The organism is Streptomyces sp. enrichment culture (assembly GCF_964272855.1).
Lineage (GTDB): Bacteria > Actinomycetota > Actinomycetes > Streptomycetales > Streptomycetaceae > Streptomyces.
In genome coordinates this window covers 1,449,527-1,476,252 of sequence record NZ_OZ186847.1, presented here as the reverse complement: position 1 = coordinate 1,476,252, position 26,726 = coordinate 1,449,527, and the positions used below count along the sequence as shown (strand labels likewise).

23 protein-coding genes and 2 pseudogenes are annotated in these 26,726 nt (G+C 71.6%); 13 read left to right on the top strand and 12 right to left on the bottom strand.

Annotated elements, in window-relative coordinates:
- The first annotated feature begins 252 nt into the window (after positions 1 to 252).
- Both ACSU6L_RS06370 and ACSU6L_RS06365 read left to right on the top strand, forming a co-directional pair.
- The gene (locus tag ACSU6L_RS06370; protein ID WP_437054390.1) at positions 253 to 1,986 is read left to right on the top strand and encodes a glycoside hydrolase family 6 protein; all 1,734 of its coding nucleotides are present in this window, start codon (positions 253 to 255) and stop codon (positions 1,984 to 1,986) included.
- A 207-nt stretch (positions 1,987 to 2,193) separates the two neighbouring features.
- Positions 2,194 to 3,222, top strand: coding sequence for a class I SAM-dependent methyltransferase (locus tag ACSU6L_RS06365; RefSeq protein ID WP_437054388.1), 1,029 nt, complete (start codon positions 2,194 to 2,196; stop codon positions 3,220 to 3,222).
- Between the two features lie 98 nt (positions 3,223 to 3,320).
- Here the strand turns inward: ACSU6L_RS06365 and ACSU6L_RS06360 are convergent, their stop codons facing one another.
- The 3 genes from ACSU6L_RS06360 to ACSU6L_RS06350 all read right to left on the bottom strand — a co-directional run bounded on the left by ACSU6L_RS06360 (position 3,321) and on the right by ACSU6L_RS06350 (position 7,308).
- The gene (locus ACSU6L_RS06360; RefSeq protein WP_437054386.1) at positions 3,321 to 4,157 is read right to left on the bottom strand and encodes an aldo/keto reductase; all 837 of its coding nucleotides are present in this window, start codon (positions 4,155 to 4,157) and stop codon (positions 3,321 to 3,323) included.
- Between the two features lie 105 nt (positions 4,158 to 4,262).
- The gene (locus ACSU6L_RS06355; protein WP_437054384.1) at positions 4,263 to 6,089 is read right to left on the bottom strand and encodes an AMP-dependent synthetase/ligase; all 1,827 of its coding nucleotides are present in this window, start codon (positions 6,087 to 6,089) and stop codon (positions 4,263 to 4,265) included.
- Between the two features lie 355 nt (positions 6,090 to 6,444).
- Positions 6,445 to 7,308 carry a LysR substrate-binding domain-containing protein gene (locus ACSU6L_RS06350; RefSeq protein ID WP_073942643.1) on the bottom strand — a complete coding sequence of 288 codons (864 nt, stop codon included), beginning with the start codon at positions 7,306 to 7,308 and terminating at the stop codon, positions 6,445 to 6,447.
- A gap of 233 nt (positions 7,309 to 7,541) precedes the next feature.
- On the opposite strand from ACSU6L_RS06350, the gene ACSU6L_RS06345 reads away from it, so the two are divergent.
- Entirely contained in the window at positions 7,542 to 8,627 is a 1,086-nt protein-coding gene (locus ACSU6L_RS06345; RefSeq protein WP_437054381.1) for a bile acid:sodium symporter family protein, read from the top strand.
- Here the strand turns inward: ACSU6L_RS06345 and ACSU6L_RS06340 are convergent.
- The 8 genes and pseudogenes from ACSU6L_RS06340 to ACSU6L_RS06305 form a co-directional block, all read right to left on the bottom strand.
- On the bottom strand, positions 8,563 to 9,741 hold the full coding sequence (locus ACSU6L_RS06340) for a DUF4185 domain-containing protein (protein WP_437054379.1): 1,179 nt from the start codon (positions 9,739 to 9,741) through the stop codon (positions 8,563 to 8,565). The genes ACSU6L_RS06345 and ACSU6L_RS06340 overlap by 65 nt on opposite strands.
- 121 nt (positions 9,742 to 9,862) lie before the next feature.
- Entirely contained in the window at positions 9,863 to 10,180 is a 318-nt protein-coding gene (locus ACSU6L_RS06335) for a LamG domain-containing protein (protein ID WP_437054377.1), read from the bottom strand.
- A 259-nt stretch (positions 10,181 to 10,439) separates the two neighbouring features.
- A complete protein-coding gene (gene fdhD / locus ACSU6L_RS06330) occupies positions 10,440 to 11,288 on the bottom strand; it encodes a formate dehydrogenase accessory sulfurtransferase FdhD (RefSeq protein WP_437054375.1) in 849 nt (282 codons plus the stop codon).
- Between the two features lie 7 nt (positions 11,289 to 11,295).
- Positions 11,296 to 11,613, bottom strand: a pseudogene (locus ACSU6L_RS06325) (4Fe-4S binding protein); the annotation flags it as partial.
- Positions 11,583 to 11,927: a hypothetical protein gene (locus ACSU6L_RS06320; RefSeq protein WP_437064789.1), complete on the bottom strand. Its 345-nt coding sequence runs from the start codon at positions 11,925 to 11,927 to the stop codon at positions 11,583 to 11,585. The gene ACSU6L_RS06320 and the pseudogene ACSU6L_RS06325, both read right to left, overlap by 31 nt.
- A 297-nt stretch (positions 11,928 to 12,224) precedes the next feature.
- On the bottom strand, positions 12,225 to 12,446 hold the full coding sequence (locus ACSU6L_RS06315; RefSeq protein ID WP_437054373.1) for a hypothetical protein: 222 nt from the start codon (positions 12,444 to 12,446) through the stop codon (positions 12,225 to 12,227).
- A 5-nt stretch (positions 12,447 to 12,451) separates the two neighbouring features.
- Positions 12,452 to 12,631, bottom strand: coding sequence for a molybdopterin-dependent oxidoreductase (locus ACSU6L_RS06310; RefSeq protein ID WP_437054371.1), 180 nt, complete (start codon positions 12,629 to 12,631; stop codon positions 12,452 to 12,454).
- A pseudogene (locus ACSU6L_RS06305) lies at positions 12,628 to 13,453 on the bottom strand (2-dehydropantoate 2-reductase). The gene ACSU6L_RS06310 and the pseudogene ACSU6L_RS06305 overlap by 4 nt, the downstream one beginning before the upstream one ends.
- Positions 13,454 to 13,686: 233 nt before the next feature.
- On the opposite strand from ACSU6L_RS06305, the gene ACSU6L_RS06300 reads away from it, so the two are divergent.
- The 5 genes from ACSU6L_RS06300 (at position 13,687) to ACSU6L_RS06280 (ending at position 17,151) form a co-directional block, all read left to right on the top strand.
- On the top strand, positions 13,687 to 14,892 hold the full coding sequence (locus ACSU6L_RS06300; RefSeq protein WP_437054369.1) for an OFA family MFS transporter: 1,206 nt from the start codon (positions 13,687 to 13,689) through the stop codon (positions 14,890 to 14,892).
- A complete protein-coding gene (locus ACSU6L_RS06295; protein ID WP_437054367.1) occupies positions 14,877 to 15,095 on the top strand; it encodes a hypothetical protein in 219 nt (72 codons plus the stop codon). Before ACSU6L_RS06300 ends, ACSU6L_RS06295 begins: the two co-directional genes overlap by 16 nt.
- On the top strand, positions 15,064 to 15,198 hold the full coding sequence (locus ACSU6L_RS06290; RefSeq protein ID WP_437054365.1) for an MFS transporter small subunit: 135 nt from the start codon (positions 15,064 to 15,066) through the stop codon (positions 15,196 to 15,198). The genes ACSU6L_RS06295 and ACSU6L_RS06290 overlap by 32 nt, the downstream gene beginning before the upstream one ends.
- 139 nt (positions 15,199 to 15,337) lie before the next feature.
- Positions 15,338 to 16,285 (top strand): beta-ketoacyl-ACP synthase III, encoded by a 948-nt coding sequence (locus ACSU6L_RS06285; protein ID WP_437054363.1) that lies wholly within the window; start codon positions 15,338 to 15,340, stop codon positions 16,283 to 16,285.
- Positions 16,286 to 16,467: 182 nt separating this feature from the next.
- Positions 16,468 to 17,151 (top strand): GntR family transcriptional regulator, encoded by a 684-nt coding sequence (locus tag ACSU6L_RS06280; RefSeq protein WP_437054361.1) that lies wholly within the window; start codon positions 16,468 to 16,470, stop codon positions 17,149 to 17,151.
- 39 nt (positions 17,152 to 17,190) lie between these two features.
- On the opposite strand, the gene ACSU6L_RS06275 is transcribed toward ACSU6L_RS06280, so the two are convergent.
- Positions 17,191 to 18,033: an NAD(P)H-binding protein gene (locus ACSU6L_RS06275; protein WP_437054359.1), complete on the bottom strand. Its 843-nt coding sequence runs from the start codon at positions 18,031 to 18,033 to the stop codon at positions 17,191 to 17,193.
- Between the two features lie 281 nt (positions 18,034 to 18,314).
- Here ACSU6L_RS06275 and ACSU6L_RS06270 point away from each other — a divergent pair, with 281 nt between their 5' ends.
- The 5 genes from ACSU6L_RS06270 (at position 18,315) to ACSU6L_RS06250 (ending at position 26,724) form a co-directional block, all read left to right on the top strand.
- Positions 18,315 to 18,734: a hypothetical protein gene (locus ACSU6L_RS06270; RefSeq protein ID WP_437054357.1), complete on the top strand. Its 420-nt coding sequence runs from the start codon at positions 18,315 to 18,317 to the stop codon at positions 18,732 to 18,734.
- Positions 18,731 to 22,576 (top strand): nSTAND1 domain-containing NTPase, encoded by a 3,846-nt coding sequence (locus tag ACSU6L_RS06265; protein ID WP_437054355.1) that lies wholly within the window; start codon positions 18,731 to 18,733, stop codon positions 22,574 to 22,576. Before ACSU6L_RS06270 ends, ACSU6L_RS06265 begins: the two co-directional genes overlap by 4 nt.
- A 260-nt stretch (positions 22,577 to 22,836) precedes the next feature.
- Positions 22,837 to 24,018: an ROK family transcriptional regulator gene (locus tag ACSU6L_RS06260; RefSeq protein ID WP_073942651.1), complete on the top strand. Its 1,182-nt coding sequence runs from the start codon at positions 22,837 to 22,839 to the stop codon at positions 24,016 to 24,018.
- Positions 24,019 to 24,190: 172 nt separating this feature from the next.
- Positions 24,191 to 25,708 (top strand): sugar ABC transporter ATP-binding protein, encoded by a 1,518-nt coding sequence (locus ACSU6L_RS06255; protein ID WP_437054353.1) that lies wholly within the window; start codon positions 24,191 to 24,193, stop codon positions 25,706 to 25,708.
- Positions 25,705 to 26,724 (top strand): ABC transporter permease, encoded by a 1,020-nt coding sequence (locus tag ACSU6L_RS06250; RefSeq protein WP_437054351.1) that lies wholly within the window; start codon positions 25,705 to 25,707, stop codon positions 26,722 to 26,724. The genes ACSU6L_RS06255 and ACSU6L_RS06250 overlap by 4 nt, the downstream gene beginning before the upstream one ends.
- Positions 26,725 to 26,726: the final 2 nt, after the last annotated feature.

Below are 26,726 nucleotides of genomic sequence, written 5' to 3'. Positions count from 1 at the left end.
GCTGCAAGGAGTCGCTCATGCGACACCCCCCGCGTTCAGGTCTTTTACTCGTCGGCGCAGCCCTCCCCGCCCTCGTCGGGGACCCGGGGCGCCCGCTGCCCTCTGCCCGCGCCGACCTGATGCGGCCCACGCGATTCCCTGCCGCCCGGCCGGACGGACACCCCCGTCGTCCGGCGCCTGGCCGCGCCCTCGCCTGTGCTCCCTGAGGGACCCGCACCTGTCAGAGCAGTCAGAGAAGAGGAACCCGCACTGATGAGCCGTACCCGAACGAGAACCGCACTCTTCGCCGCACTGGCGCTGGTGGGCGGCGCGACCGGCACCGCCATGGCGGCGATCCCCGGCGACATCGGCGCCGCCGCCGTCCCCTGCACCGTGGACTACAAGGTGCAGAACCAGTGGGACACCGGCTTCACCGCCTCCGTCACGGTCACCAACAACGGCGCCGCCAAGTCGGGGTGGTCGGTGAAGTGGTCGTACGCCGGCAACCAGAAGGTCACCAACGCCTGGAACGCCAAGGTCACCCAGAGCGGGGCCGCCGTCACCGCCGCCAACGAGAGCTACAACGGTCAGCTCGCCACCGGCGGTTCGGCCACCTTCGGATTCCAGGGCACCTACAGCGGCACCAACGCGGTCCCCGCCACGTTCACCCTCGACGGCGTCACCTGCAACGTCGACGGTGGTGGCGGCCCGACCGACCCGCCGGACCCGACGGACCCGCCGACCGACCCGGACGGCAAGGCCGACAACCCGTACCAGGGCGCCAAGGTGTACGTGAACCCGGAGTGGTCGGCGAAGGCCGCCGCCGAGCCGGGCGGAAGCCGCATCGCGAACCAGCCCACCGGCGTCTGGCTGGACCGGATCGCCGCGATCAACGGCGTGAACGGCGGCATGGGGCTGCGCGACCACCTCGACGAGGCGCTGGAGCAGAAGGGCTCCGGCGAACTCGTCGTCCAGCTGGTCATCTACAACCTGCCCGGCCGTGACTGTTCCGCCCTCGCCTCCAACGGCGAACTCGGCCCGACGGAGATCGACAAGTACAAGACGCAGTACATCGACCCGATCGCCGCGATCCTCGACGACCCGAAGTACGCGGACCTCAGGATCGTCACCACGGTCGAGATCGACTCGCTGCCCAACCTGGTCACCAACGTCACGCCGCGGCCCACCGCCACCCCCAACTGCGACGTGATGAAGGCCAACGGCAACTACCAGAAGGGCGTCGGCTACGCCCTGAACAAGCTTGGCGACATCGACAACGTCTACAACTACATCGACGCCGGCCACCACGGCTGGCTCGGCTGGGACGACAACTTCGGCCCCTCCGCCGACATGTTCAAGACGGCCGCCACCACCGAGGGCGCGACCGTCGCCGACGTGCACGGCTTCATCGTCAACACCGCCAACTACAGCGCCCTGAAGGAGGACCACTTCAAGATCACGGACACCGTGAACGGGACGTCCGTCCGCCAGTCCAAGTGGGTCGACTGGAACCGCTACACCGACGAGCTGTCCTACGCCCAGGCCATGCGCGACAAGCTGGTCTCGATCGGCTTCGACCAGAACCTCGGCATGCTCATCGACACCTCCCGCAACGGCTGGGGCGGCACGAAGCGGCCCACCGGCCCGGGCGCCACGACCGACGTCAACACCTACGTCGACGGCGGCCGTTACGACCGCCGCATCCACCTCGGCAACTGGTGCAACCAGGACGGAGCCGGCCTCGGCGAGCGTCCGCAGGCCGCACCCGAGCCGGGCATCGACGCCTACGTCTGGATGAAGCCGCCGGGTGAGTCCGACGGCGCCAGCAAGGAGATCCCGAACACCGAGGGCAAGGGCTTCGACCGGATGTGCGACCCGACGTACACCGGCAACCCGCGCAACAACAACAGCATGTCCGGTGCCCTGCCGGACGCCCCGATCTCCGGGCACTGGTTCTCCGCGCAGTTCCAGCAGCTGATGCAGAACGCCTACCCGCCGCTGTCCTGACGGAGGCGGAGCACCGCGGCCTCCGGCGACCGCGGTGACGGGTACCTGATGATCCGCCGGGTCCGGATCCGGTCCGGACCCGGCGGATCGTCCCGCACACCCCCACCGGTTTCCGTTCCACCGCGCTTTGCCGTCCCGGCAACCCGGCTGGCTCGCCCGCGGTGCGTCGGCGCACGCTGACCGCACCCGGAGGAGAGGCTGAGCAGCATGGCGCACCACCACGACCACCAGCAACACCACGAGCGCGAGCGCGAAGACGAGCACACGCACGAGCATGAGCCGCAGCACGAGCATGAACCGCAGCAAGGGCACGAGCCGCAGCAAGGGCACGATTCGCAGCACGGGCACGGGCTGCATCCAAGCGACCAGCACGCGCATTTCCACCACGACCACGGGGACGTCGACTGGGCGGAGATGGGCCCGCTGCTGGAGGCGCAGGCCGAGCTGTTCACACCGCTGTTCGAGCGGGCCCTGGCCTGGCTGGCCAAGCAGCAGACCGACCCGGGCCTGGTCGTCGACGCGGGCAGCGGGCCCGGCGTCGTCTCCTGTCTGCTCGCCGAGACCTTCCCCGGCGCCCGGGTGGTCGCCGTCGACGGCGCCGAGCCGCTGCTGGAGCGGGCCCGCGCCCGCGCCGGCCGACTCGGTGTCGCCGACCGGTTCGGCACCCTCACCGGCGAGCTGCCCGGTGTCCTCGACGACCTCGACTACCCCGCCGACCTGCTGTGGGCCAGCCGCAGCCTGCACCATGTCGGTGACCAGCGGGCCGCCCTCGCCGCCTTCGCCGACCGGCTCGCGCCCGGCGGCACCCTCGCGATCCTGGAGGGCGGACTGCCCGCCCGGTTCCTGCCGCGCGACCTCGGCTTCGGCCGCCCCGGACTGCAGGCCCGGCTGGACGCGCTGCAGGAGGAGTGGTTCGCGGGGATGCGGGCCGGGCTGCCCGGCAGCGTCGCGGAGACGGAGGACTGGCCGGCGCTGCTGGCCGCCGCGGGCCTCGGCCACCCGCACACCCGCAGCTTCCTGCTCGACCTGCCCGCCCCCACCACCGGCCGGGCCCGCGCCTACGTCGCCGCCACCCTGTCCCGCGTGCGCGAGGGCCTCGGAGACCGGCTCGACGCCGACGACCGCGCCACCCTCGACCGGCTGCTCGACCCGGACGACCGGGCGAGCGTGCACCACCGCCCGGACGTGTTCGTCCTGACCGCCCACACCGTGCACACGGCGACCAAGTCCCTCTGAGACCGGCGCCCCGGCAGACGCCGCGGAGCCGTCCCGGCAGACGCCGCGCCCCGGGACCTGGGCGGTCGCGGGGCGCGGTCGCGGAGTCGCGGGGCGGGTCAGACCATGTCGAAGGCGGCCGGGTCGGGACCGATCCGCCGGTCCTCGTTCAGCGCGCTGATCGCGGCCAGGTCCTCGTCGTCCAGGCTGAAGTCGAAGACGTCGATGTTCTCCTTGATCCGGGACGGGGTCACCGACTTCGGGATGACCACGTTGCCCAGCTGGATGTGCCAGCGCAGCACGACCTGGGCCGGGCTGCGGCCGTGCTTCTGCGCGATGGCGACGATCGCCGGCACCTCCAGCAGGCCCTTGCCCTGGCCGAGCGGCGACCAGGCCTCGGTGGCGATGCCCTGCTCCGCGTGGATCTCACGCGAGGCGTGCTGCTGCAGATGCGGGTGCAGCTCGATCTGGTTGACCGCCGGGACGACCGAGGTCTCGCCGATCAGCCGCCGCAGGTGCTCCGGCAGGAAGTTGGAGACGCCGATCGCCTTGATCCGGCCGTCGGCGTACAGCTTCTCGAACGCCCTGTAGGTGTCGACGTACGTGTCCCGGGACGGCAGCGGCCAGTGGATGAGGTACAGGTCCACGTAGTCCAGGCCGAGCTTGGACAGCGAGAGGTCGAAGGCGCGCAGCGTGGAGTCGTACCCCTGGTCGCTGTTCCAGAGCTTGGTGGTGACGAAGAGTTCCTCGCGGGGGACGCCGGAGGCGGCGATGGCCTTGCCGGTGCCCTCCTCGTTGCCGTAGATCGCCGCTGTGTCGATGCTGCGGTACCCGGCCTCCAGCGCGGTGGAGACCGCCTGCTCCGCCTCGTCGTCCGGCACCTGCCAGACGCCGAAGCCCAGCTGGGGCATCTCGACGCCGTTGTTGAGGATGATCGGGGGGACCTTGCTGCTCACGAGCTCTTGATCCTTCGGTTGTCGTCAGGTGGTACTCCCATCGTCAACGATCACGGGCCGCGATGCATTCCTGACGGGAGAATCCGCGTGCGGGGCGCAGGCCCGTCACGTCCGGTACAGGGCCTCCACCTCGTTCACGTACGCCTTCTCGATGGCCTTGCGCTTCAGCTTCAGCGACGGGGTGAGCAGGCCGTGCTCCTCGGTGAACGGCTGGGCGAGGATGCGGAACGTGCGGATCGACTCGGCCTGCGAGACCAGGGTGTTCGCGGCGACCACGGCCCGCCGGATCTCCGTCTCCAGATCCGCGTCGTGCACCAGCTCCGCCGCGGTCATCGACGGCTTGTTGCGCATCTTCAGCCAGTGCTCCACGGCCTCCTGGTCGAGGGTGATCAGCGCGGCGACGTACGGGCGGTCGTTGCCGACGACGATGCACTGCGCCACCAGCGGATGGTCCCGGACGCGTTCCTCCAGCGGCCCCGGCGAAACACTCTTGCCGCCCGACGTGACCAGGATCTCCTTCTTGCGGCCGGTGATGGTGAGATAGCCGTCCTCGTCGAGGACGCCGAGGTCGCCGGTGGCGAGCCAGCCGTCGCGCAGCGTCTCGTCGGTGGCCTTCGGGTTGTTGAGGTAGCCCTGGAAGACGTTGCCGCCGTGCAGCCAGATCTCGCCGTCGTCGGCGATGTGCACGGTCACCCCGGGAATGGGCTGCCCGACCGTGCCGTAGCGGGTGCGCTCCGGCGGGTTCGCGGTGGCGGCCGCCGTGGACTCGGTCAGGCCGTACCCCTCGTAGATGTGCACGCCCGCGCCCGCGAAAAACAGGCCGAGCCGCCGGTCCATCGCCGAACCGCCCGACATCGCGTGCCGCACCCGGCCGCCCATCGCCTCGCGCACCTTGGCGTACACGAGCTTGTCGAAGAACTGGTGCTGCATCCGCAGCCCCGCCGACGGTCCCGGCCCGATGCCCCAGGCCTTCTCCTCCATCGCGTCCGCGTACCGTACGGCGACGTCCACCGCCTTCTCGAACGGCCCCGAGCGGCCCTCGAGCTCCGCCTTGCGGCGGGCGGCGCCGAACACCTTCTCGAAGATGTACGGCACCGCCAGGAAGAAGGTCGGCTTGAAGGCGGCCAGGTCGGGCAGCAGGGCGGCGGCGTTCAGCTGCGGCTGGTGGCCGAAGCGGACCCGGCCGCGGATCGCCGCGACCTGCACCATCCGGCCGAACACGTGCGCGAGCGGCAGGAAGAGCAGGGTGGCCGCCTCGTCGCCCTTGCGGGAGTGGAACACCGGCTCCCAGCGTTCGATGACCGTGTCCGCCTCGAACATGAAGTTGCCGTGCGAGATCACACAGCCCTTGGGGCGGCCCGTGGTGCCCGAGGTGTAGATGACCGTCGCCACGGCCTCCGGGGTGACCGCGTTGCGATGCCGGTGCACCACCTCGTCGTCCAGGTGCGCCCCCGCGTCGTACAGCTCCCGCACCGCCCCGGCGTCCAGCTGCCACAGCTGCCGCAGCCGGGGCAGCCGGTCGATGACGGTGGCGATCGTCATCGCGTGGTCCTCGTGCTCCACGACCGCGGCCGTGACCTCCGCGTCGTACAGCATCCAGAAGCACTGCTCGGCCGAGGAGGTCGGGTAGACCGGCACCACCTGCGCGCCGATTGACCACAGCGCGAAATCGAACAGCGTCCATTCGTAGCGGGTGCGGGACATCACGGCGACCCGGTCGCCGAACCGGACGCCTTGCGCGAGCAGGCCCTTGGCGAGGGCGAGGACCTCGTCGCGGAACTCTGCGGCGGTCACGTCCCGCCACTGCCCCGCCTCGTCCTTGCGGCCGAGCGCGATGTGCCGCGGGTCCTCCTCGGCGTTGCGGTAGACGACATCGGCCAGACCGCCCACCGGGGGTGCCAGTGCGGACGGAGGGTTGGTGAACTCGCGCAAACCCGCTCCCCCGATCTCCGTGACGGCTCCCGGTGACGCCTGGCGCCCCGCACAGGCCGTGAAAGCTACCCCACGCAGAGTCCGGACGGGAGGGGTGCGAAAGCCGAGCGATGTTCAGGTCCGCGCTGGTCAGTGGGGGAAAATGGGCGCACATGGGGAAGGGTCGGACACATTCCTGACGGTGGAGTAAGTTTCGGCGCCGTAATCTCCACGGAATCTGTACGACCCGAACATCGGGCCACGGACGCGCACAGCGTCGCTTCTCTCAGCGTGAATGCCGTGCGATTCGTCACTCCGGTCGGCGCGGGATCATCCGTCACGTGGCCCGGCTGAGCCTGGCTGGGGGCTCGGCTCTTCAGCGGCGGTGCAGCCGGTCCCCGCCCGCCAGGATCGCTGCGGCCAGCGCGTCCGCCGCACCGGCCGCGGACGTACGACGACGCCCGTGCACCAGCACGAAGTCGACCCGGCCGAGCACCGGCAGGCCGAACCGGTCCGGCACCCGGACCAGCCCCGGCGGAACCAGACCCCGCGAGTGCGCCATCACCCCGAGCCCCGCACGGGCCGCCGCGATCAGCCCGTTCAGGCTGCCGCTCGTGCACACGATCCGCCAGGACCGCCCCTGCCGCTCCAGCGCCTCCAGCGCCAGCGCGCGGGTGATGCCCGGCGGGGGATAGACGATCAGCGGCACCGGCCGCTCCGGATCGAGCCGCAGCCGGTCGGCGCCGATCCACACCAGCCGGTCGTGCCAGACCAGCTCCCCGCGCGGATCCTCCGGCCGCCGCTTGGCCAGCACCAGGTCCAGCTTCCCGGCCGCCAACTGCTCGTGCAGCGTGCCCGACAGCTCGACCGTCAGCTCCAGATCGACCTCGGGATGGTCGTGCCGAAACCCCTCCAGGATCTCCGGCAACCGGGTCAGCACGAAGTCCTCCGACGCGCCGAACCTGAGCCGGCCCCGCAGCCGGGTGCCGGCGAAGAACGCCGACGCCTGCTCGTGCACCTCCAGGATGCGCCGGGCGAAACCGAGCATCGCCTCGCCGTCCTCGGTCAGCTCCACCGAGTGCGTGTCCCGGGAGAACAGCGTCCGCGCGGTGGCGTCCTCCAGCCGCCGCACATGCTGGCTGACCGTCGACTGACGCAGCCCCAGCCGCCGCGCGGCCTGCGTGAAGCTCAGGGTCTGCGCGACCGCCAGGAACGTGCGCAGGTGGGAGGGGTCGTACATGGTTCGAGGGTAGCCCGGTCATCGTGATTCGTGATGACAGTCAGAGTGGTATGCCGGATTCCCGATCGCTTGGCGGAGGAGCACGATGGAGAGGGGCCTCCTGGCCCTCTAGTCGTACGACTCGTACGACTCCGCAGGACTCGTACGGCTCCGCAGGATTCGTACAACCGTTCCTGTAACGACTCTCTGTACCGACTTCTCGTACCGACTGTTCACAACCCGTGTGGAGCACCGTGAGACGCCTGCGATGGCCGAGTCGGCCACCGATCGACCCGTACATCCTGCTGCTGCTCGGGACCGTGGGCCTCGCGGCCCTGCTGCCCGCCCGCGGCACGGCCGCTGACGTGGTCTCCGGCGCCTCCACCGCCGCCATCGCCTTCCTCTTCTTCCTCTACGGCGCCCGCCTGTCCACCCGCGAGGCACTCGACGGACTCAGGCACTGGCGGCTCCACATCACCGTCCTGGCCTGCACCTTCGCCGTCTTCCCGCTGCTCGGACTGGCCGCCCGCGGCCTCGTGCCGGTCGTCCTGACCCACTCCCTGTGGCAGGGCCTGCTGTTCCTCACCCTGGTCCCGTCGACGATCCAGTCCTCCATCGCCTTCACCTCGATCGCCCGCGGCAACGTGCCCGCGGCGATCTGCGCCGGATCCTTCTCCTCGCTCGCCGGCATCCTCGTCACCCCGCTGCTCGCCGCATCCCTGCTCGGCGGCGGCACCGGCGGCTTCTCGGCCGACTCGCTGCTGAAGATCGTCCTCCAGCTGCTCGTGCCGTTCCTCGCGGGACAGGTGCTGCGCCCCTGGATCGGCGGCTTCGTCGCCCGCCACAAGAAGATCCTCGGGTACGTCGACCGCGGCTCAATCCTTCTCGTCGTCTACACCGCGTTCAGCGAGGGCATGGTCCAGGGCATCTGGCACCAGGTCAGCCCCGCCCGGCTCGCCGGGCTGCTCGGCGTGGAGGCCGTACTGCTGGCCGTGATGCTCGCGCTGACCTGGTACGGCGCCAAGGCGCTCGGCTTCGGCCGGGCGGACCGGATCACCATCCAGTTCGCCGGGTCGAAGAAGTCCCTCGCCTCCGGCCTGCCCATGGCGAGCGTCCTGTTCGGCGCGCACGCCGCGCTGGCGGTGCTGCCGCTGATGCTCTTCCACCAGATGCAGCTCATGGTCTGCGCGGTGATCGCCAAACGCCGCTCCCACGACCCCGAGGAAGGGGAGGCGGGCGCGGAGGAGGGCGCGGACGACGGTGCGGAGGAGCAGGTCAGCGGGCCGTCCGCAGACGCAGGGTCACGAACCGCGGCCGGTACAGGCCCACGTTCCCGCTGAGGTGCGCGGACGCGTCCGTGGTGCGCAGCCAGTTGACGTCGTAGCTGAGGACGAGCCGCCCGTCCCCGCCCAGCTCCGGATGGGCCTGTGGGTTGTACGCGGCCACCTCGCCCGGCGGCAGCGGCGCGGTGAAGGCGCGCGCCGGGCCGTGCCAGGGTCCGGTGGGCGAGCACGCCCAGTACGACGACACCGTGGACAGGCCTTCGGCGCCTGCCGCCATGGTGAAGAGCACGTACGTGCCGCCCCGCCGTACGACCGAGAACGCGCTGCCCACCCCGGTGTGCCGCTCGTCCCCGAGGACCGCGCCGGGCCGTGCGCCGGCGGCCCATGCCGAGCCCGTCCAGTACTGCCAGGCGGCCGGGTCGGCGAGGGCGCCCTCCGGCACCCTCGCCACGAACGCCGAGGAGGTCGGCCGGGAGGCCGCCTGCCCGTCGTTCCCGCCGAACACATAACTCCAGCCGTCCCGCTCGACCAGCGTCGTCCCGAACAGCACCCGACGGGACGGATCGGCGACCGTCTGCTGACTCAGGACTTGCACGATGCTCTCGACCCGGAAGTCCGGCAGCGACAGTGTGGCGACCTCGGTGGCCAGCGGCACCCCGTAGATCCACGGTGCCTGGCCGGCCGCCCGGGTCCACAGCAGCACCCGCACCACCTGCTCGGCGGAGCCGGGCGAGCGAGGCTCGACCCGGGCGGCGACCGGCCACCTCCACTGCTGCGGCGCCGGGTCGGGGAAGAGCGGGGCGGGCAGGGTGGCGGCCAGCCGGCCGCCCTCGGTCATCACGACCCCGGAGTTGCGGACCATGGGTGCGGTGGCGTCACGCCAGGGGTGCGGCTCACCGGCAGGATTGGGCGGGGCGTGGACGGGGCCGAGGTAGGTGTCGGAGAACAGCCAGAGGAGACGGCCGTCGGGGAGGCGGAGGGAGTGGGTGCCGTCGCCGCCGGTCCAGTCGTCGGTGCGGGTGCCGTCGTTGCCGTAGCGGGTGAACTCGGTGGTGAGGCGGGTGGCGGTCGACCAGGAAGCGACGGTATGCGGTATACAGTCGGCGCTTTTTTGTCGACGGCCGTCCGTATCCCGTACGACGGTCAGCACTATGGCGATGAGTGTCGACACCAGCAGCAGGCCCAAGCCGACGCGGATCGCCGTCCGGCGCCGTGCTCGCGCGTCGCGTCGCCGATCTCCCGGATCCTGTATGCCGTCTCCGTCGCGTCCATCATCGGGCACCCCCGGGACGTTAGCGGGCGGCGCTCCCCCGGTCCATGGGCAGCCACAGCGCCGTGCCCTCGCACGGCGCCCCCAGCGCGCGCACCTCCGCGTCGCTCAGCGCCCGGTTCCACACCTGGACCTCGTCGATCGCGCCGGTGAAGAACGCCCTGCTGTCCATCCGCTGCCCGATGTGCACGCCGAAAGGGGAGTCGCGGCTGAGCGAGCCGGATACGTCGGCCGTGGTCGTCGCCGTACCGTCGACGACCAGGCTCAACCGTCCTCCGCCACGCCGCGGCACCACATGGTGCCAACGGCCGTCGGCGCGGGCGCCGGCCGCGTCCACCATGGCCGTACGGACGGTCCTGGGCCCCTCCCGCACGGTGATCAGGCCGAGCAGCCGGTCGTGCGCTGGCTCGGCGTAGACCCGGATCTGCGGCTGGAAACCGCCGATGCCGCCCAGCGAGAACCTGATGCCGTGTCAACAATGCGCGTATGCGGTATGCCGTATGCGGTATGCGGTGTACGGCGGACTGAGGCGGGGCCCCTGCGGGGCAGGGGGCGCTTCGCGCCGGTCGGGGCCCCACCGCCGTGTCGCGGCGAGCCGGTCAGCCCTGGGCGGCCGCGGCCCGCAGGGCGAGCCGGTGTTCGCCCGCGTACACGTTCATCGAACCGCCCCGCAGGAAGCCGACCAGAGTCAGCCCCGTCTCCGCCGCCAGGTCGACGGCGAGCGAGGACGGCGCGGAGACCGCCGCCAGCACCGGGATGCCCGCCATGACCGCCTTCTGCGCCAGCTCGAAGGAGGCCCGGCCCGAGACGAGGAGGATCGTGCGGGACAGGGGCAGGTCGCCGTTCTGCAGGGCGCGGCCGACCAGCTTGTCGACCGCGTTGTGCCGGCCCACGTCCTCCCGTATGTCAAGGAGCTCGCCGTGCTCGTCGAACAGGGCCGCCGCGTGCAGACCGCCGGTGCGGTCGAAGACACGCTGGGCCGCGCGCAGCCGGTCGGGGAGGCTCACCAGCAGTTCCGGGGTGATCCGCAGCGGGGGAGTGTCGGCGATCGGCCAGCGGGCCGTCGTACGGACCGCGTCGAGGCTCGCCTTCCCGCAGAGCCCGCAGGACGAGGTCGTGTACACGTTGCGTTCGAGAGTGATGTCGGGGACGGACACGCCGGGGGCCGTCTTCACGTCGACGACGTTGTAGGTGTTGGAACCGTCGACGGTCGCCCCCGCGCAGTACACGATGTTCTGCAGATCGTATGCAGTCGCCAGCACACCCTCGCTCACCAGAAAGCCGGCGGCCAGCGCGAAGTCGTCGCCCGGCGTCCGCATCGTGATCGCCAGCGGCTTGCCGTTCAGTCGGATCTCCATGGGCTCCTCGGCGACGAGCGTGTCCGGGCGGGACGAGACCGCCCCGTCGCGGATGCGGATCACCTTGCGTCGTTCCGTGACTCGTCCCATGTCCTGATCAGCCCCGGTTCTGTACGTGCTGGTAGCCGAATCGGCCCTTGATGCAGAGGTTGCCGTGGGTCACCGGGTTGTCGTGCGGGGAGGTGACCTTCACGATCTCATTGTCCCGCACGTGGAGGGTGAGGTTGCAGCCCACTCCGCAGTACGCGCATACCGTCGTCGTAGTGGTCTGTGCTGATTCATCCCGTGTGCCCGCCGCTCGCATGTCGAACTCCGACTTGAACGACAGCGCGCCGGTCGGGCACACCTCGATGCAATTGCCGCAATACGCACACGCCGAATCGGTCAGCGGCGCGTCGTGCTCCACCGCGATGCGCAGCAGCAGCCGGGGCAGCGGCACGGTGTCGTCGAAGGCCATGACGACCCCGGAGACGAGGGTCGTGCCCGCTTCCCGGGTCCCTTCGAAGGTGAGCGGGATGTCCAGTTCCTCGGCGCGGAGGAAACCGCCTGCCGCGCCGCCCAGCAACACCGCGCGCAACCCGTCCCACACTTCGGCGAGCCGCAGCAGGTCGCCCAGGGTCGCGTCGTCGTGCCGTCGGTCTCCGCCCAGCCGGCCGTGGCGGGCAGGACCACGTGCGCCAGCTCGGCCGTCCTGGTGAGGAAGATGTCCTGCATGACCAGGAAATCCAGGGCCGGGAGTCGTCGTACGGCCTGCTCGCTGTCCGCCTCCGACTGCGCGGGGACTCGCCGACGCAGTAGACGGCCTGAGGGTGCCCTCCTCCATCGCCTCGAACATCTCGGTCAGGTTCAGTCCGTCGTGCGGCTGGATGACGGTGTCCCAGGCCGGGTCGAGGATGTCCTGGAAGCCGGGCAGCAGGTTGGGGATGGCGCCCATGTCGCCGCCGCCCTGCACATTGTTCTGGCCGCGCAGCGGCTGGAGTCCGGAGCCGTAGCGGCCCACGTGGCCGGTCAGCAGGGCCAGGTTGATCAGGCGCGGACGTTGTCGGTGCCGTTGTGGTGCTCGGTGATGCCGAGGTCCAGCACAGCTGGGCGCGCTCGGCGCGGGCGTAGGCGTGCGACGTACGACGACGTCCCGCCGCCCGACCCGAACACCGCGCTCAACCCCGCCACGCTCGGCGCGTGACATGTCCGGTTGCAGGAGTCGACGTTGTTCGTACCCATCACCAGGCGGGCGAACTTCTGCGCCACGTAGTTCATCTCGTTGTCGCCCCGGCGCAGGAGAACATCCCGAACGCGCCGCGCGCCGCCCGCAACCCCTCGGCCGCTCGGTCCAGGGCCTCCTCCCAGGTCGCCCGGCGGAACGGCTCGTCACGCGAGTCCCGCACCAGCGGATGCGTCAGCCGGGTGTACGTCCTCGGTTCGCGTTTCCTCATGCGGCGCTCCTCGACGCGAGCAGGTCCGAGATGGCGTGCACGGTGCGCAGCGTGGGCACCTCCACGCCGGTGATCTCCGCCAGCTCGACGACCGCGGCGAGCAGCACGTCGAGCTCGAGCGGTTTCCCGCGCTCCAGATCCTGGAGCGTGGAGGTGCGGTGGTCGCCGACCCGTTCGGCGCCGGCCAGCCGGCGTTCGATGGACACCCCTACCTCGCAGCCCAGCGCCTCGGCGACGGCCAGCGTCTCGGTCATCGTGATCTCGATGACCCGGCCTCGCTGAAGGCGAGACAGCGCGCCGACACGTTGCGGTCGGGCTCGCCGACGGAGAACCGGGTGCCTTCCAAGTGGCCTACGGCGCACGGAGCTTCGAGTTCGGTGGCGGCGTAGACCACGCAGCCGACGGCCCGTTCGGGCGCGAGCACCGCACTGACCGTGCCGCGACCCGGGTCGACGCTCTCCACGCGGTGGCCGTGTAGGGACCGCCGTGGCGGTGGAAGTACCACCAGGGGATGCCGTTCTGCGCGGCGACCACCGCCGTGGTGTCGTGCAGCAGCGGCTCGATCAGTGGCCCGCACGCCGCGTACGCGTTGGCCTTCAGGCCCAGGAAAACGAAGTCGACCGGGCCGATTTCGGCGGGGTCGCCGGTGGTGTGGGGGTGCGCGGTGAAATCGCCGCGCGGACTGAGAACGCGCACCCCGTTCCGCCTCATGGCCGCCAGATGCGGTCCACGGGCGACGAGATGCACCTCGGCGCCGGCCCGGTTAAGCGCGGCACCGACATAGGCGCCGATCGCGCCGGTGCCGAGAACTGCGACTTTCACTTCGGGAACGCTCCGTTCGGTCGAGGGAGTACCGCGGAGGTGGTTCGCGTCGACGGTCCCAAGCATGCTGTCGACGAAATATTGTCTACAGTATGGAGAGTTGGTCAGCAAGGGGTAGCGCGGCAACGTGAAACCGGTCGGTCGACCGTTCACCGCATCCTGCATACCGTTCATCGCATACGGTCGACGCCGCGACTTTCCAACTCCCGTGCCCCTCCCTACCGTTCGGGCTCATGAGTCCCCCGCTCGCACCCCCGGGATGGAGCCGCTGGCTCGTCCCGCCGGCCGCGCTCTCCGTCCACCTGTCCATCGGCCAGGCCTACGCCTGGAGCGTGTTCAAACCGCCCCTGGAATCCGCGCTCGGCCTCAGCGGCACACAGAGCGCGCTGCCCTTCCAGCTCGGCATCGTGATGCTCGGCCTGTCGGCCGCGTTCGGCGGCACGCTGGTGGAGCGCAACGGTCCGCGCTGGGCGATGACCGTCGCGCTGGTGTGCTTCTCGTCCGGCTTCCTGCTCTCCGCGCTCGGCGCGGCCACCGAGCAGTACTGGCTGATCGTCCTCGGCTACGGCTTCGTCGGCGGTATCGGGCTCGGCGTCGGGTACATCTCGCCCGTCTCCACGCTGATCAAGTGGTTCCCGGACCGCCCCGGCATGGCCACCGGCATCGCCATCATGGGCTTCGGCGGCGGCGCGCTGATCGCCTCACCCTGGTCGGCGCGGATGCTCGAGGCGTTCGGCGCCGACAGCTCCGGGATCGCGCTCGCGTTTCTCGTCCACGGTCTTTCGTATGCGGTATTCATGCTGCTGGGCGTGCTGCTCGTACGGGTACCGCGCGCCACCGGCAATCCGGCGGGGCAACCGGTCGCCACGGACCCGGGCCCCCGCCCGCACCCGGATCCGGAGCGGCACCCGCACCCGGACCCAGCCCCCCACTCGACCGCACCCCCCGAAGCCATCCGCGTCTCCGCCCGCGACGCGGTCCGCACTCCCCAGTTCTGGTGCCTGTGGATCGTGCTCTGTATGAACGTCACCGCGGGCATCGGCATCCTGGAGAAGGCCGCCCCGATGATCACCGACTTCTTCGCCGACACCTCCGCCCCGGTCTCGGCGACCGCCGCGGCCGGCTTCGTCGCGCTGCTGTCGGCGGCCAACATGGCGGGCCGGATCGGCTGGTCGACCACCTCCGACCTGATCGGCCGCAAGAACATCTACCGCGTCTACCTCGGTGTCGGCGCGCTGATGTACCTCCTCATCGCCCTCCTCGGCGACTCCTCGAAGCCGCTGTTCGTCCTCTGCGCGCTGGTCGTCCTCTCCTTCTACGGCGGCGGCTTCGCGACGATCCCCGCCTATCTGAAGGACCTGTTCGGCACCTACCAGGTCGGCGCGATCCACGGCCGGCTGCTCACCGCCTGGTCGACCGCCGGGTGCTCGGCCCGCTGATCGTCAACTGGATCGCCGACCGCCAGGAGGAGGCGGGCCGGCAGGGCGCGTCGTTGTACGGGCTGTCGTTCGGCATCATGATCGGGCTGCTCGTCGTCGGCTTCCTCGCGAACGAGTTCGTCCGCCCCGTCCATCCGCGTCATCATGTCCCCGCGCCGAGGGAGGCCGCCGATGTCCGACGACAGCAGCCAGAGTCCGCCTGACCGGCGGTGGCTGATCGCCCTGGCCTGGCTGTGGGTCGGTGTGCCGCTCGCCTACGGACTGTACGAACTCGTACAAAAGGTGACCCAGCTGTTCACCGGGTGAGTGCTCGGGCGTCCGAGGGTCTGATGGAAGCCGACAATCCGGGTGCCGGATTCCTGTGGCTTCACCTGCCGCCCTACCCGTGAGTCACTGATCAGACTGGTGAACCCCGCTACCCGAGGCACGAGGGGGAACACCATCCATGAACGGCTCACGCATCACCGCCGTCGGCCACTACCAGCCCGCCAGGGTCCTCACCAACGAGGACCTCGCGGGCATGGTCGACACCAGTGACGAGTGGATCAGGTCCCGGGTAGGCATCCGGACGCGGCACATCGCCGGTCCCGACGAGCCCGTCGACGAGCTGGCCGCGCACGCCGCCGCCAAGGCGCTCGCGGCGGCCGGACTCACCCCCGCTGACATCGACCTGGTGCTCGTCGCCACCTCGACGGCCGTCGACCGTTCCCCGAACATGGCCGCCCGCGTCGCCGCCCGGCTGGGCATCCCGCAGCCCGCCGCGATGGACGTCAACGTGGTGTGTGCCGGCTTCACCCATGCCCTGGCTACCGCCGACCACACCGTGCGCGCCGGAGCGGCGACCCGGGCCCTGGTCATCGGCGCCGACAAGATGTCCGACGTCACCGACTGGACCGACCGCACCACCTGCGTGCTCGTCGGCGACGGGGCGGGGGCCGCCGTCGTGGAGGCCTGCGCCCCGGGCGAGGAGCCCGGGATCGGGCCGGTGCTGTGGGGGTCGGTGCCGGAGATGGGGCACGCCGTCCGCATCGAGGGCACGCCCGCGCGGTTCGCCCAGGAGGGGCAGAGCGTCTATCGCTGGGCCACCACCCAGCTGCCGCCGCTCGCCCGCGCCGCCTGCGAGCGCGCCGGGCTCGCCCCCGAGGACCTGGCCGCGGTCGTGCTGCACCAGGCCAACCTGCGCATCATCGACCCCCTCGCCGTACGCATCGGCGCCGTCAACGCGGTGATCGCGCGCGATGTCACCGAATCGGGCAACACCTCGGCGGCCAGCATCCCCCTCGCGTTCTCCAAGCTGGTCGAGCAGGGCGCCGTGACGAGCGGGGATCCGGTGCTGCTGTTCGGGTTCGGCGGCAACCTGTCGTATGCCGGCCAGGTCGTCCGGTGTCCGTGACGCCACGCTCGTAGGGCGAGACTTCGGGGAGAGGCGGGGGGTGTGACGGGGCCAACTCCCCGGTCTGCTGGCCTTTGTGCACCGTAGACTGTAGACGGTAGACAATTGATACTGTCTTTCCGCAGGCTTTCCGGTGTCTTTACGGCCGCTGCGCAGGGCCCTGCCGAGGAGGGGGACCGACGATGTTGTCGACAGGACTGCCACAGGGAGCGGTGCCCAGGCTGGAACGTCCGGGTCCGCTGCGCGAGCGGGTGTACGAGGCGCTGCTCGAACTCATCACCACCCGCGCCCTCCAGCCCGGCCAGCACCTGGTGGAGAGCGAACTCGCCGGCCACCTCGGCGTCTCCCGTCAGCCGGTGCGCGAGGCGCTGCAGCGGCTGAACACCGAGGGCTGGGTCGACCTCCGCCCCGCGCAGGGCGCGTTCGTGCACGTCCCCACCGAGGAAGAGGCCGACCACCTGCTGACCGTCCGTACGCTCCTGGAGGCCGAGGCCGCCCGGCTCGCGGCCCGGAACGCGACCAGCGACGGCATCGACGCCCTCGACGAGATCGTCGCCAAGGGGCTGCTGGCCGTCGCCTCCGACGACGTGGACGCCGCCGTGGCCCTCAACGCCCGCTTCCACGCCAAGATCATGGAGCTGGCCGGAAACGCGGTCCTCGCCGAACTCGCCGCGCAGGTCGACCGCCGGGTGCGCTGGTACTACACGCCGGTCGCCAAGCTGAGGGGCGGGCAGTCCTGGGCCGAGCACCGGGAACTGATCGCCGCGATCGCCGACCGGGACGAGCAGGAGGCCGCCCGCCTGATGCGGGAGCACACGGAACACACCCGCATGTCGTACCACGCGCACGCCCGCCAACAGGACTGAGGACCAGCGGACTTCAGCGAGGAACCCGAGGGAGGGACCTCAGGAGCCGGCCCCTCGGAAGGCGTCCGCGTGCGCGCGCGCCCACTGCTCGAACGTGCGGGGCTCCCGCCCCGTGACCTCCCGCACCGTCGGCAGCACCACCGACTCGTCGATGGTGCCGTCGACGAAGAAGCTGAAGAACGCGTCGACGTAAGGCTTCGGCATCTGCGCCTCCATCTCGGCCCGCGCCTCCTCGTTCCCGAGGCCGACGGCGCGCAGGTCCCGGCCCAGCACCTCGCCGAGGACGCGCACCCGGTCGGCGGGCAACAGCGCGACAGGTCCGGTGAGTTCGAGGACGCGGCCCGCGTACTTGTCGGTGAGCAGGGCGTGCAGCGCGCACTGGGCGATGTCGTACGGGTCGATGTCGGTGGTGTACACGTCCGGGAACGGCACCCGGACCGTGTCGCCCGCGCGGATCTGGTCCAGCAGGCGCAGCGCGTTCGACATGAAGCTCGTCGGGCGCAGGAACGTCCAGGGCAGCCCCGAGGCGCGCACCGACTCCTCGGCTTCGGTCAGATAGGCGACGATCGCGTTGTCCATGTCGTCGGCCCCGGCCGACCCGCCGGACAGCAGCACCACCCGCTCGACCCCGGCGGCCCGCGCGTCCTCGAGGACCTGCCGCTGCCCCTCGTAGCCGGGCATCAGGAAAAGGGCGCGTACTCCGTCCAGGGCGGGCCGCACCGTCTCCGGCCGGTTCAGGTCGCCGGCCACGGCCTGCGCTCCCGGCGGCAGCCCGTCCGCCCGGCCGGCCCGGCTCAGCGCCCGCACCGGCTCCCCGGCCTCGGCCAGTGCCTGGACCAGCTCGGCGCCGACGTTCCCCGTGGCGCCCGTCACTAAGATCACGAAAGTGTCCTCTCCCGGTGCCGCTCGGACTCGCTCGTGTCCGAGCGGACGGCATCGAAGCGATGTCCGGCCTCATCGGCGGGCCGGTGCGTCACACCCTAGGCGCTGCCCGGGATCAAGTGCCCCCAGATGTCCACTTGTCCGGTCTTTCAGGCTTCAACTTGTCCGGTCTTCTGGACTTTCGAGCTTCAACAACTGAAGGCCGCAACGGCTGCAACGACCCCGTAGCGTCGCAAATGGGTACATTAGTAAGTAGGCAGCGCATATCGGGGTTGACGGTGATGGACGCGATCGTAACGTCGGCGGCCACGGCGTTGGTCGGAGCGATGGTCACGGACGCATGGCAGCAGGCGCGAGCCGTTCTCGTCGCCTGGTGGCGGCGTATACGTCCGCGGCAGGCGGACCTGGTGGACGCCGCGTTCGTGGAGTCCCGCGACCGCGCGCTGACCGCCCGCCGGGAACGGGACGAGGACGCGGAGACGGAGCTCGTCGCGGCGTGGGAGGGCCGCCTGACCGCGCTGCTGCGGGACGACCCCGCGCTCGAGGACGAGCTGCGGCGGCTGATCGACGAGAAGGTCACCCCGCTGCTGACGGGCCGGGAGGACGGCACGCGCACCGCGTCACACGAGTTCCGTGCCAGGGCGTCCGGACACGGCAGGGTGTACCAGGCCGGGCGTGACCAGAACATCCACGGGCCATGACCTCCGCCGACGGGCAGCCCCCGGACGGAGCGGAGATCCGGCTGGAGGCCCATGCGGCGGACCGGGCCAGGATCTATCAGGCGCGCCGGGATCTGTACCTGTCGGAGCGGGACCTGCACCTGCACTTCGAGGACGGGGTGCGCGCCGCCCACCGCCACCACACCGCCGACCTGTCCCAGGTGTGCCCCTATCCGGGGCTGGCCCCGTTCGACGCGGGCCAGGCCCAGTGGTTCTTCGGCCGGGACGCGCTGATCGCGAAGCTGCTGGTCCGGCTGGACGCCTGCCTCGCGGTGGGCGGCGCGCTGGTCGTCGTCGCGCCTTCCGGAGCCGGCAAGTCGTCGCTGCTCAGGGCGGGACTCCTGCCCGAGCTCGCCCGGGGCGCCCTGCCGGGCTCGGCGCACTGGTGCCGTCTGTGGCTGACCCCGACCGCGCATCCGATGGCGGCGCTCGGAGCCCGCCTGGCGGAGGCGGCGTACGGCAGTCGCGGAGTGGCCGGCGACGGCGCGCGGGGGCCGGTGTGGCATCCGGCCGTCCTGCGCCGCGCGCTCACGGCGGCCGGCGGCGACACCGGCGCGGAACGCCGGCTCGTGCTGGTCGTGGACCAGTTGGAGGAACTGTTCACGCTGTGCGCCGACGAGCGGGAGCGGCGGCGCTTCCTCGACGCGGTCCTGCGCCTGGCCGAGCCGGGCCCCGCGGGCGAACCGCCCGTCGGACTGGTCGTGTTCGGCCTGCGCTCGGACTTCTACACACACTGCGCCACCCACCCGGGCCTCCTCGACGCGGTGGAACGCAACCAGGTGATCGTGGGACCGCTGTCCCGGACCGGCGTGCGCGAGGCGATCCTCCATCCCGCCCGCGCGGTCGGCATGGACGTCGAACCGGGCCTCGTACAGGTCCTGTTGCGCGACCTGGGCACGGAAGACGCCGACGCCGGTGCCAGCGCCGACGCCGACAGCGGCGCCTACGAGATCGGCAGGCTTCCGCTGCTCGCCCACGCGCTGCGGGCCACCTGGCTGTGCCGGTCGGGCCACGTCCTCACCGTGGACGGCTACGAGTCCACCGGCGGCATCGCGCACAGCGTGACGGCCGAAGCGGACCGTTGCTTCGACCGTCTGGACCCGAGGGCGCGACGGACGGCGCGGTCCGTGTTCCTCCGTCTCGTCAAGTTCGGTGACGGCACCCATGACACCCGCCGCCCGGCGCGGTACGCCGAACTGCTGGACCTCGGCGCGCCCGCCGACGAGACCGCCGAGGTCGTCGAGACGTTCACCCGGGGACGGCTGCTGACCCGGGAGCAGGAAACCGTCACCATCACCCACGAGGCGCTGCTGCGGGCCTGGCCGCGCCTGCGGCAGTGGATCGACGCCCATCGCGCCCGGTACATGGCCCGCCAGCGGCTGGAGGACGCCACCTGCGCGTGGCAGGAGGCCGACCGCGACCCGGCGTTGCTGTACCGCGGCCACCGGCTGGACGAGGCCCGCGCCCTGGCCGACGACAAGGACACGGGCGAGTGCGGTCCGGCCGTGTCCGCGTTCCTGGCCGCCTCGCTGCGGCAGCGGCACCGCGCACGCCGGATCCGCCGGGCAGTCGTCGCCGGGCTGACGGCGCTGGCCGTGCTCGCCGCCGTCTCCGCCGCCCTCGCCCTCCACCAGCGCGACACGGCACAGCGGGAACGCAACACCGCGATACTCGGCGAGACACGGGCACAGGCCGACCTGGTGCGCCTGAACGACGCCTCGCTGGCCGCCCAGCTGGACCTGGTGGCGCACCGGATGTCACCGGCCGCGTCGACGGAGACCCGGCTGCTCGGCGCCCGGAACGTTCCGCTGGCCACCGTGCTGCGCGGCCACACGGACCGGGTGAACGCCGTGGACTTCAGTCCGGACGGGCACACGCTGGCCAGCGCCGGCGGAGACGGCACGATCCGGCTGTGGAACACGGCTCGCGCGGGCGCGGGCCCTCCGGCGCCGCTCGGCCCCCCGCTGCACGGGCCCCGGGGCGCGGTACGGGCGCTCGCCTTCAGCCCGCGGGGACACCTGCTGGCCGCCACCGGCGACGACGGCACCGTACACATGTGGGACGTCCGCGACCCGCGCCGGCCGGCCGCCCTCGACGCGCCCGTGCGGGCCGGCGCCGGCGCCCAGCGGGCGCTGGCCTTCAGTCCGGACGGACGCGTCCTGGCCACCGCGGGGCACGGCGGCCGCGTCCACCTGTGGGACACCGGTGGCGCAGGGCAGCGCCCACGGCCTCTCGCCGAGCCGTTGCGGGCCTCCGCGGGCGAGGTGCGGGGGCTGGCCTTCAGCCCGGACGGCGAGCTGCTGGCGTCCGGCGGGAGCGAGGCGACGGTGCGGCTGTGGAAGGTGGCGGACCCGCGCCGTCCGTCCGCCGCCGGACGGACGCCCGGCATCCCGTTCAAGGCCGGGAACCCCGGCACCGCCCAAGCGGTCGCCTTCAGCCCGGACGGCCGCACCCTCACCGCGGCCGGCAGCGACCAGACCGCCCACCTGTGGGACGTCACGGACCCCTCCGAACCGAAGACGCTGGAGGGCCCGGCCGCCAACAACGTCGTCAACGCCGTGGCCTTCTCCGACCGCGGCCGGCTCATGGCGTACGGCGGGGACGACAACACCATCCGGCTGGAGAACGTGATGGCCCCGGACAACGTCGGGGACCTCACCCAGGCCCTGACCGGTCACACCGGCCACGTACTGGGCCTGGCCTTCGACCCGGACGGCACCATGCTGGCCAGCGCCGGGGCCGACCGCACCGTCCGGCTGTGGACCATCCCGCGCACCGTCCTGAGGGGGCACACGAGTTACGTCGACACGGTGGACGTCAGCCCGGACGGAAGGCTGCTCGCCTCGGGCTCCGAGGACAACTCCGTCCGGCTCTGGGACGTCGGGGACCCCACACGTCCCCGCCCGCTGGGCGCGTCGATCCGCGGCCGCACCCCGTACGTCAACTGGGTCGCCTTCAGCCCCCGCGGACGGACACTGGCCGTCGCTGCCGGCCCCGGCATCCAGTTGTGGGACGTGACCGTACCGGCCAGGCCCAAGCCCCTGGGCGGAGCGCTCCGCAACCCGGCCGAGAACTTCCTGGCCGTCGAGTTCACCCCGGACGGGCGGACCCTCGCGGGGGCCAACGCCGACGGCACGGTCGCGCTGTGGGACGTCTCCGACCCGGCCCGCCCGGCCCCACTCGGGGCACCGCTGGACCCCTCCGCCGCCGACCGGCTCAACCGCCTGGCCGTCAGCCCGGACGGCCGTACCCTCGCCGCCGCGGCGCACAACGGCACCGTCCATCTGTGGGACATCACCGAACCCGCGCGGCCGAGACCTCTCGGCGCGCCCCTGCGTGCCGGCGCGGACCCCGTCAACACCATCGTCTTCAGCCCGGACGGCCGTACCCTCGCAGCCTCCGGCAACGACGGCGCTATCCGCCTGTGGAACCTCACCGACCGCACCCACCCCGCACCGACGGCCGCGCCCCTCACCGGCGTGCACAAGGACACCGTCTACACACTGGCCTTCAGCCCGGACGGACGGACGCTGGTCAGCGGCAGCTTCGACGGAACCCTGCGGCTGTGGGACGTCGACGAACAGGGGCGCGCGCGGGCCCACGGCCTGCCGGTGACCGGCGTCGTCGGCTACGTGAACGACGTGACGTTCTCCCCGGACGGGCGGTTCCTCTACATCGGCGCCGGAGAGGCCACCGTGCACGTCCTGCCGCTCTCCGCGCGGGCCGCCGCCGACCACGTGTGCCGGACGACCGGGAACCTGCTGACACGCGGCCTCTGGGAGACGTACGTCCCGCAACTGCCCTACGAGCCGCCGTGTTCCTGACGGGCCGGCCGTGTCCCTGACGGTCGCGGTGCCCCTGGCGGGCCGGCCTTGTCCCTGGCGGTCGCCCTGTTCCTGGCGGCCCGCCGTGCCCGCGGCGCCGGCACCAGCACCGGCCCCCGGCACGCCTTTGTCCTGTGAGTGGAAAAAGTAGTGGGCAATTCCTGCGAGACTTCTTCCCAGCTGTGGCAGCCACTGCTACGTTCCCCTCGAAAGCCCGACAGCGATGGCCGAAACGAGGCGGGGAGGGGCACGTGAGACGCATGACAGCGCGACCCGCGAACGCCCATCAGGCCAGGCTCCTCAAGCTGCTGCGCGACGGCGGGCCCAACTCCCGGGCCCAGCTGGGCGACCAGGTCGACCTGTCGCGGTCCAAGCTGGCCGTGGAGGTGGACCGGCTGCTGGAGACGGGCCTGGTCGTGGCCGACGGACTCGCCGCCTCGCGTGGCGGCCGCCGCTCCCACAACATCCGCCTCGCCCCCGGCCTGCGCTTCCTCGGCGTCGACATCGGCGCCACCTCCGTCGACGTCGCCGTCACCAACGCCGAACTGGAGATCCTGGGACACATCACCCAGCCCATGGAGGTGCGCGAGGGACCGGTCGCGGTCTTCGAGCAAGTCCTGGCCATGGCCGCCAAGCTGCGGGCCTCCGGACTCGCCGAGGGCTTCGACGGCGCGGGCATCGGCGTCCCCGGTCCGGTCCGCTTCCCCGAGGGTGTCCCCGTGGCGCCCCCGATCATGCCGGGCTGGGACGGCTTCCCGGTCCGGGAGGCGCTGAGCCAGGAACTCGGCTGCCCCGTCATGGTCGACAACGACGTGAACCTGATGGCCATGGGGGAGCAGCACGCCGGGGTCGCCCGCTCCGTCGGCGACTTCCTCTGCGTCAAGATCGGCACCGGCATCGGCTGCGGCATCGTCGCAGGCGGGGAGGTACACCGCGGTACGACGGGCAGCGCCGGCGACATCGGCCACATCCAGGCCGTGCCCGACGGCCGCCCGTGCGCCTGCGGCAACCGGGGCTGCCTGGAGGCCCACTTCAGCGGCGCCGCCCTCGCCCGCGACGCGCTGGAGGCCGCCCAGCAGGGCCGGTCGGCCGAACTGGCCACGCGGCTGGAGGCGAACGGCGCCCTCACCGCCGTGGACGTCGCCGCCGCGGCCGCCGCGGGCGACCCCGTCAGCCTCGACCTGATCCGCGAGGGCGGCACCCGCACCGGGCAGGTCATCGCCGGCCTGGTCAGCTTCTTCAACCCCGGTCTGGTGGTGATCGGCGGCGGGGTGACCGGCCTCGGCCACACCCTGCTCGCCGCGATCCGCACCCAGGTCTACCGCCAGTCGCTCCCGCTCGCGACCGGCAACCTGCCCATCGTGCTGGGGGAGTTGGGCCCCACCGCCGGTGTCATCGGCGCGGCCCGCCTCATCAGCGACCACCTGTTCTCACCCGCGTAAGCGTCACCGAACGGCTCAGCCTCAGCAGTACGCACCTCTGTCACGTCCGTACGCCCCCCCCGAGTACCGAACCCCAGTACCCGCACCGCCGCTCCGCCCTGCCAGAAAAACGTTTGTTCCGCTGACGGAACCGCCCTGACACCGGCCCGCACGCCCGCCGAGGGGAACCCACATGGCACCAGAACCACCGCTGCTCAGCATGTCCGGCATCACCAAGTCGTTCCCCGGAGTCCGGGCCCTGGACGGCGTCGACCTCGACGTCCAAGCCGGTGAAGTGCACTGCCTGCTCGGCCAGAACGGGGCGGGCAAGTCCACCCTCATCAAGGTCCTCGCCGGCGCCCACCAGCCCGACGGCGGCACCATCCGCTGGCGCGGCGAACCCGTCACCCTGCGCTCGCCGATCGCCGCCATGCGGCTCGGCATCGCCACCATCTACCAGGAACTCGACCTGGTGGAACACCTGTCGGTGGCCGAGAACGTCCACCTCGGCCACGAACCCACGACCGCCGGGTTCGTCGTACGGCGCGGAACGGCGCGAGCCTCGACCGCCGCGCTCCTGAGGCGGCTCGGACACCCGGAGATCGACCCGGCGCGGCTGGTGGGGGAGTTGTCGGCGGCGCAGCAGCAGATCGTGTCCATGGCGCGGGCGCTCTCCCACGACGTACGGCTGATCGTGATGGACGAGCCGTCCGCCGCGCTCGACCCGGACGAGGTGGACAACCTGTTCCGGATCGTCGGCGATCTGACCGCGGACGGCGTGGCGGTGGTCTACATCTCGCACCGGCTGGAGGAGATCCGCCGCATCGGCGACCGGGTGACCGTCCTCAAGGACGGGCGGGCGGTGGCGGGCGGACTGCCCGCGAAGACGACTCCGACGCGTGACGTCGTGGCGCTGATGACGGGCCGGAACGTGGAGTACGTCTTCCCGGAGCGGCCCGCGGCGCGGGAGCCGGGACGGCCCGTGCTGGAGGTGCGGGGGCTGGCGCGGGAGGGGGAGTTCGCGCCGCTGGATCTGACCGTGCACGCGGGGGAGATCGTGGGGCTGGCCGGGCTGGTCGGCTCCGGGCGATCCGAAATACTGGAGACTGTATACGGTGCACGGAAGCCGGTATCCGGTCAGGTGCTGGTCGACGGTCGACCGTTGAAAGTCGGCAGTGTACGAGCCGCCGTCCGCGCCGGCCTCGGCCTCGCCCCCGAGGAACGCAAGGCACAGGCCCTGCTGATGCTGGAGTCCGTCACGCGCAACGTCTCGGTCTCCTCCCTGTCCCGCTTCTCCCGGATCGGCTGGATCGACCGGGGCGCCGAGCTCGCCGCGGCCCGCGCCGCGACCCGCGAGCTGTCGCTCCGCCCCGACAACCCCGCCGTACCGGTCCGCACCCTCTCCGGCGGAAACCAGCAGAAGGCCGTCCTGGCGCGCTGGCTGCTGCGCGGCTGCCGGGTGCTGCTGCTCGACGAACCCACGCGTGGTGTCGACGTCGGCGCCCGCGCCGAACTGTATGCGGTCGTCCGTCGACTGGCGGACGAAGGCCTCGCGGTCCTCCTCGTCTCCAGCGAGGTCCCCGAGGTGCTGGGCCTGGCCGACCGTGTCCTGGTGCTGCGCGAGGGCCGGGTCGTCCACACCGCGCCCGCCGCCGAACTCGACGAACACCGCGTACTCGACCTCGTGATGGAAGGAAGCCCGGCGTCATGACGCAGCCCGTCTCCCCGCCGCGGGGCGCCACCGACAAGGCGCCGCCGGCCGTCCCCCGCCCCGCCTGGCGCACCCTCGTGTTCCGCGCCGACGTGCGCACCCTCTCCCTGCTGGGGGTGCTGGCCGCACTGGTCGTCATCGGCGGCATCACCAAGCCCGACGAGTTCCTGGACACCCGCAACCTGCAACTCGTCCTCACCCAGGCCTCGGTGATCGGCGTCGTCACCGTCGGCATGACCTTCGTGATCACCTCCGGCGGCATCGACCTGTCCGTCGGCGCGATCGTCGCCCTCGCCTCGGTGTGGGCGACCACGGTCGCCACCCAGGAGTACGGCTTCGGTGGGATCCTGTTCACCGCGGTGCTCGTCGGCGTCGGCTGCGGACTGGTCAACGGACTGCTGATCGCCTACGGCGGGATGGTCCCGTTCATCGCCACCCTCGCCATGCTGGCCTCCGCGCGCGGCCTCGCCCTGCAGATCACCGACGGCAAGACGCAGATCGTCACGGTCGACGGGATACTGGATCTCGGCGAACGCGACGCGTATGTATTCGGTATACCGCCGCTCGTCCTCGTCTTCGCCGCCGTCACCGTCGTCGGCTGGCTGGTGCTGAACCGCACCACCTTCGGCCGCCGCACGGTGGCCGTCGGCGGCAACGCGGAGGCCGCCCGGCTGGCCGGCATCGACGTCCGCCGCCAGCGGCTCTACCTCTATCTGCTGTCCGGGCTGTGCTGCGGCATCGCCGCCTTCCTGCTGATCATCCTGTCCGGCTCCGGTCAGAACACCAACGGCAACCTCTACGAACTCGACGCCATCGCCGCCGCGATCATCGGCGGCACCCTCCTCAGCGGCGGCCGCGGCACCATCACCGGCTCCGTGCTCGGCGTCCTGATCTTCACCACGATCACCAACATCTTCGCCCTGAACAACCTGCAGAGCGACGTCCAGCAGATCGCCAAGGGCGCGATCATCGTCGCCGCCGTGCTGGTCCAGCGCCGTACCGCAAGCACGACCTGAGG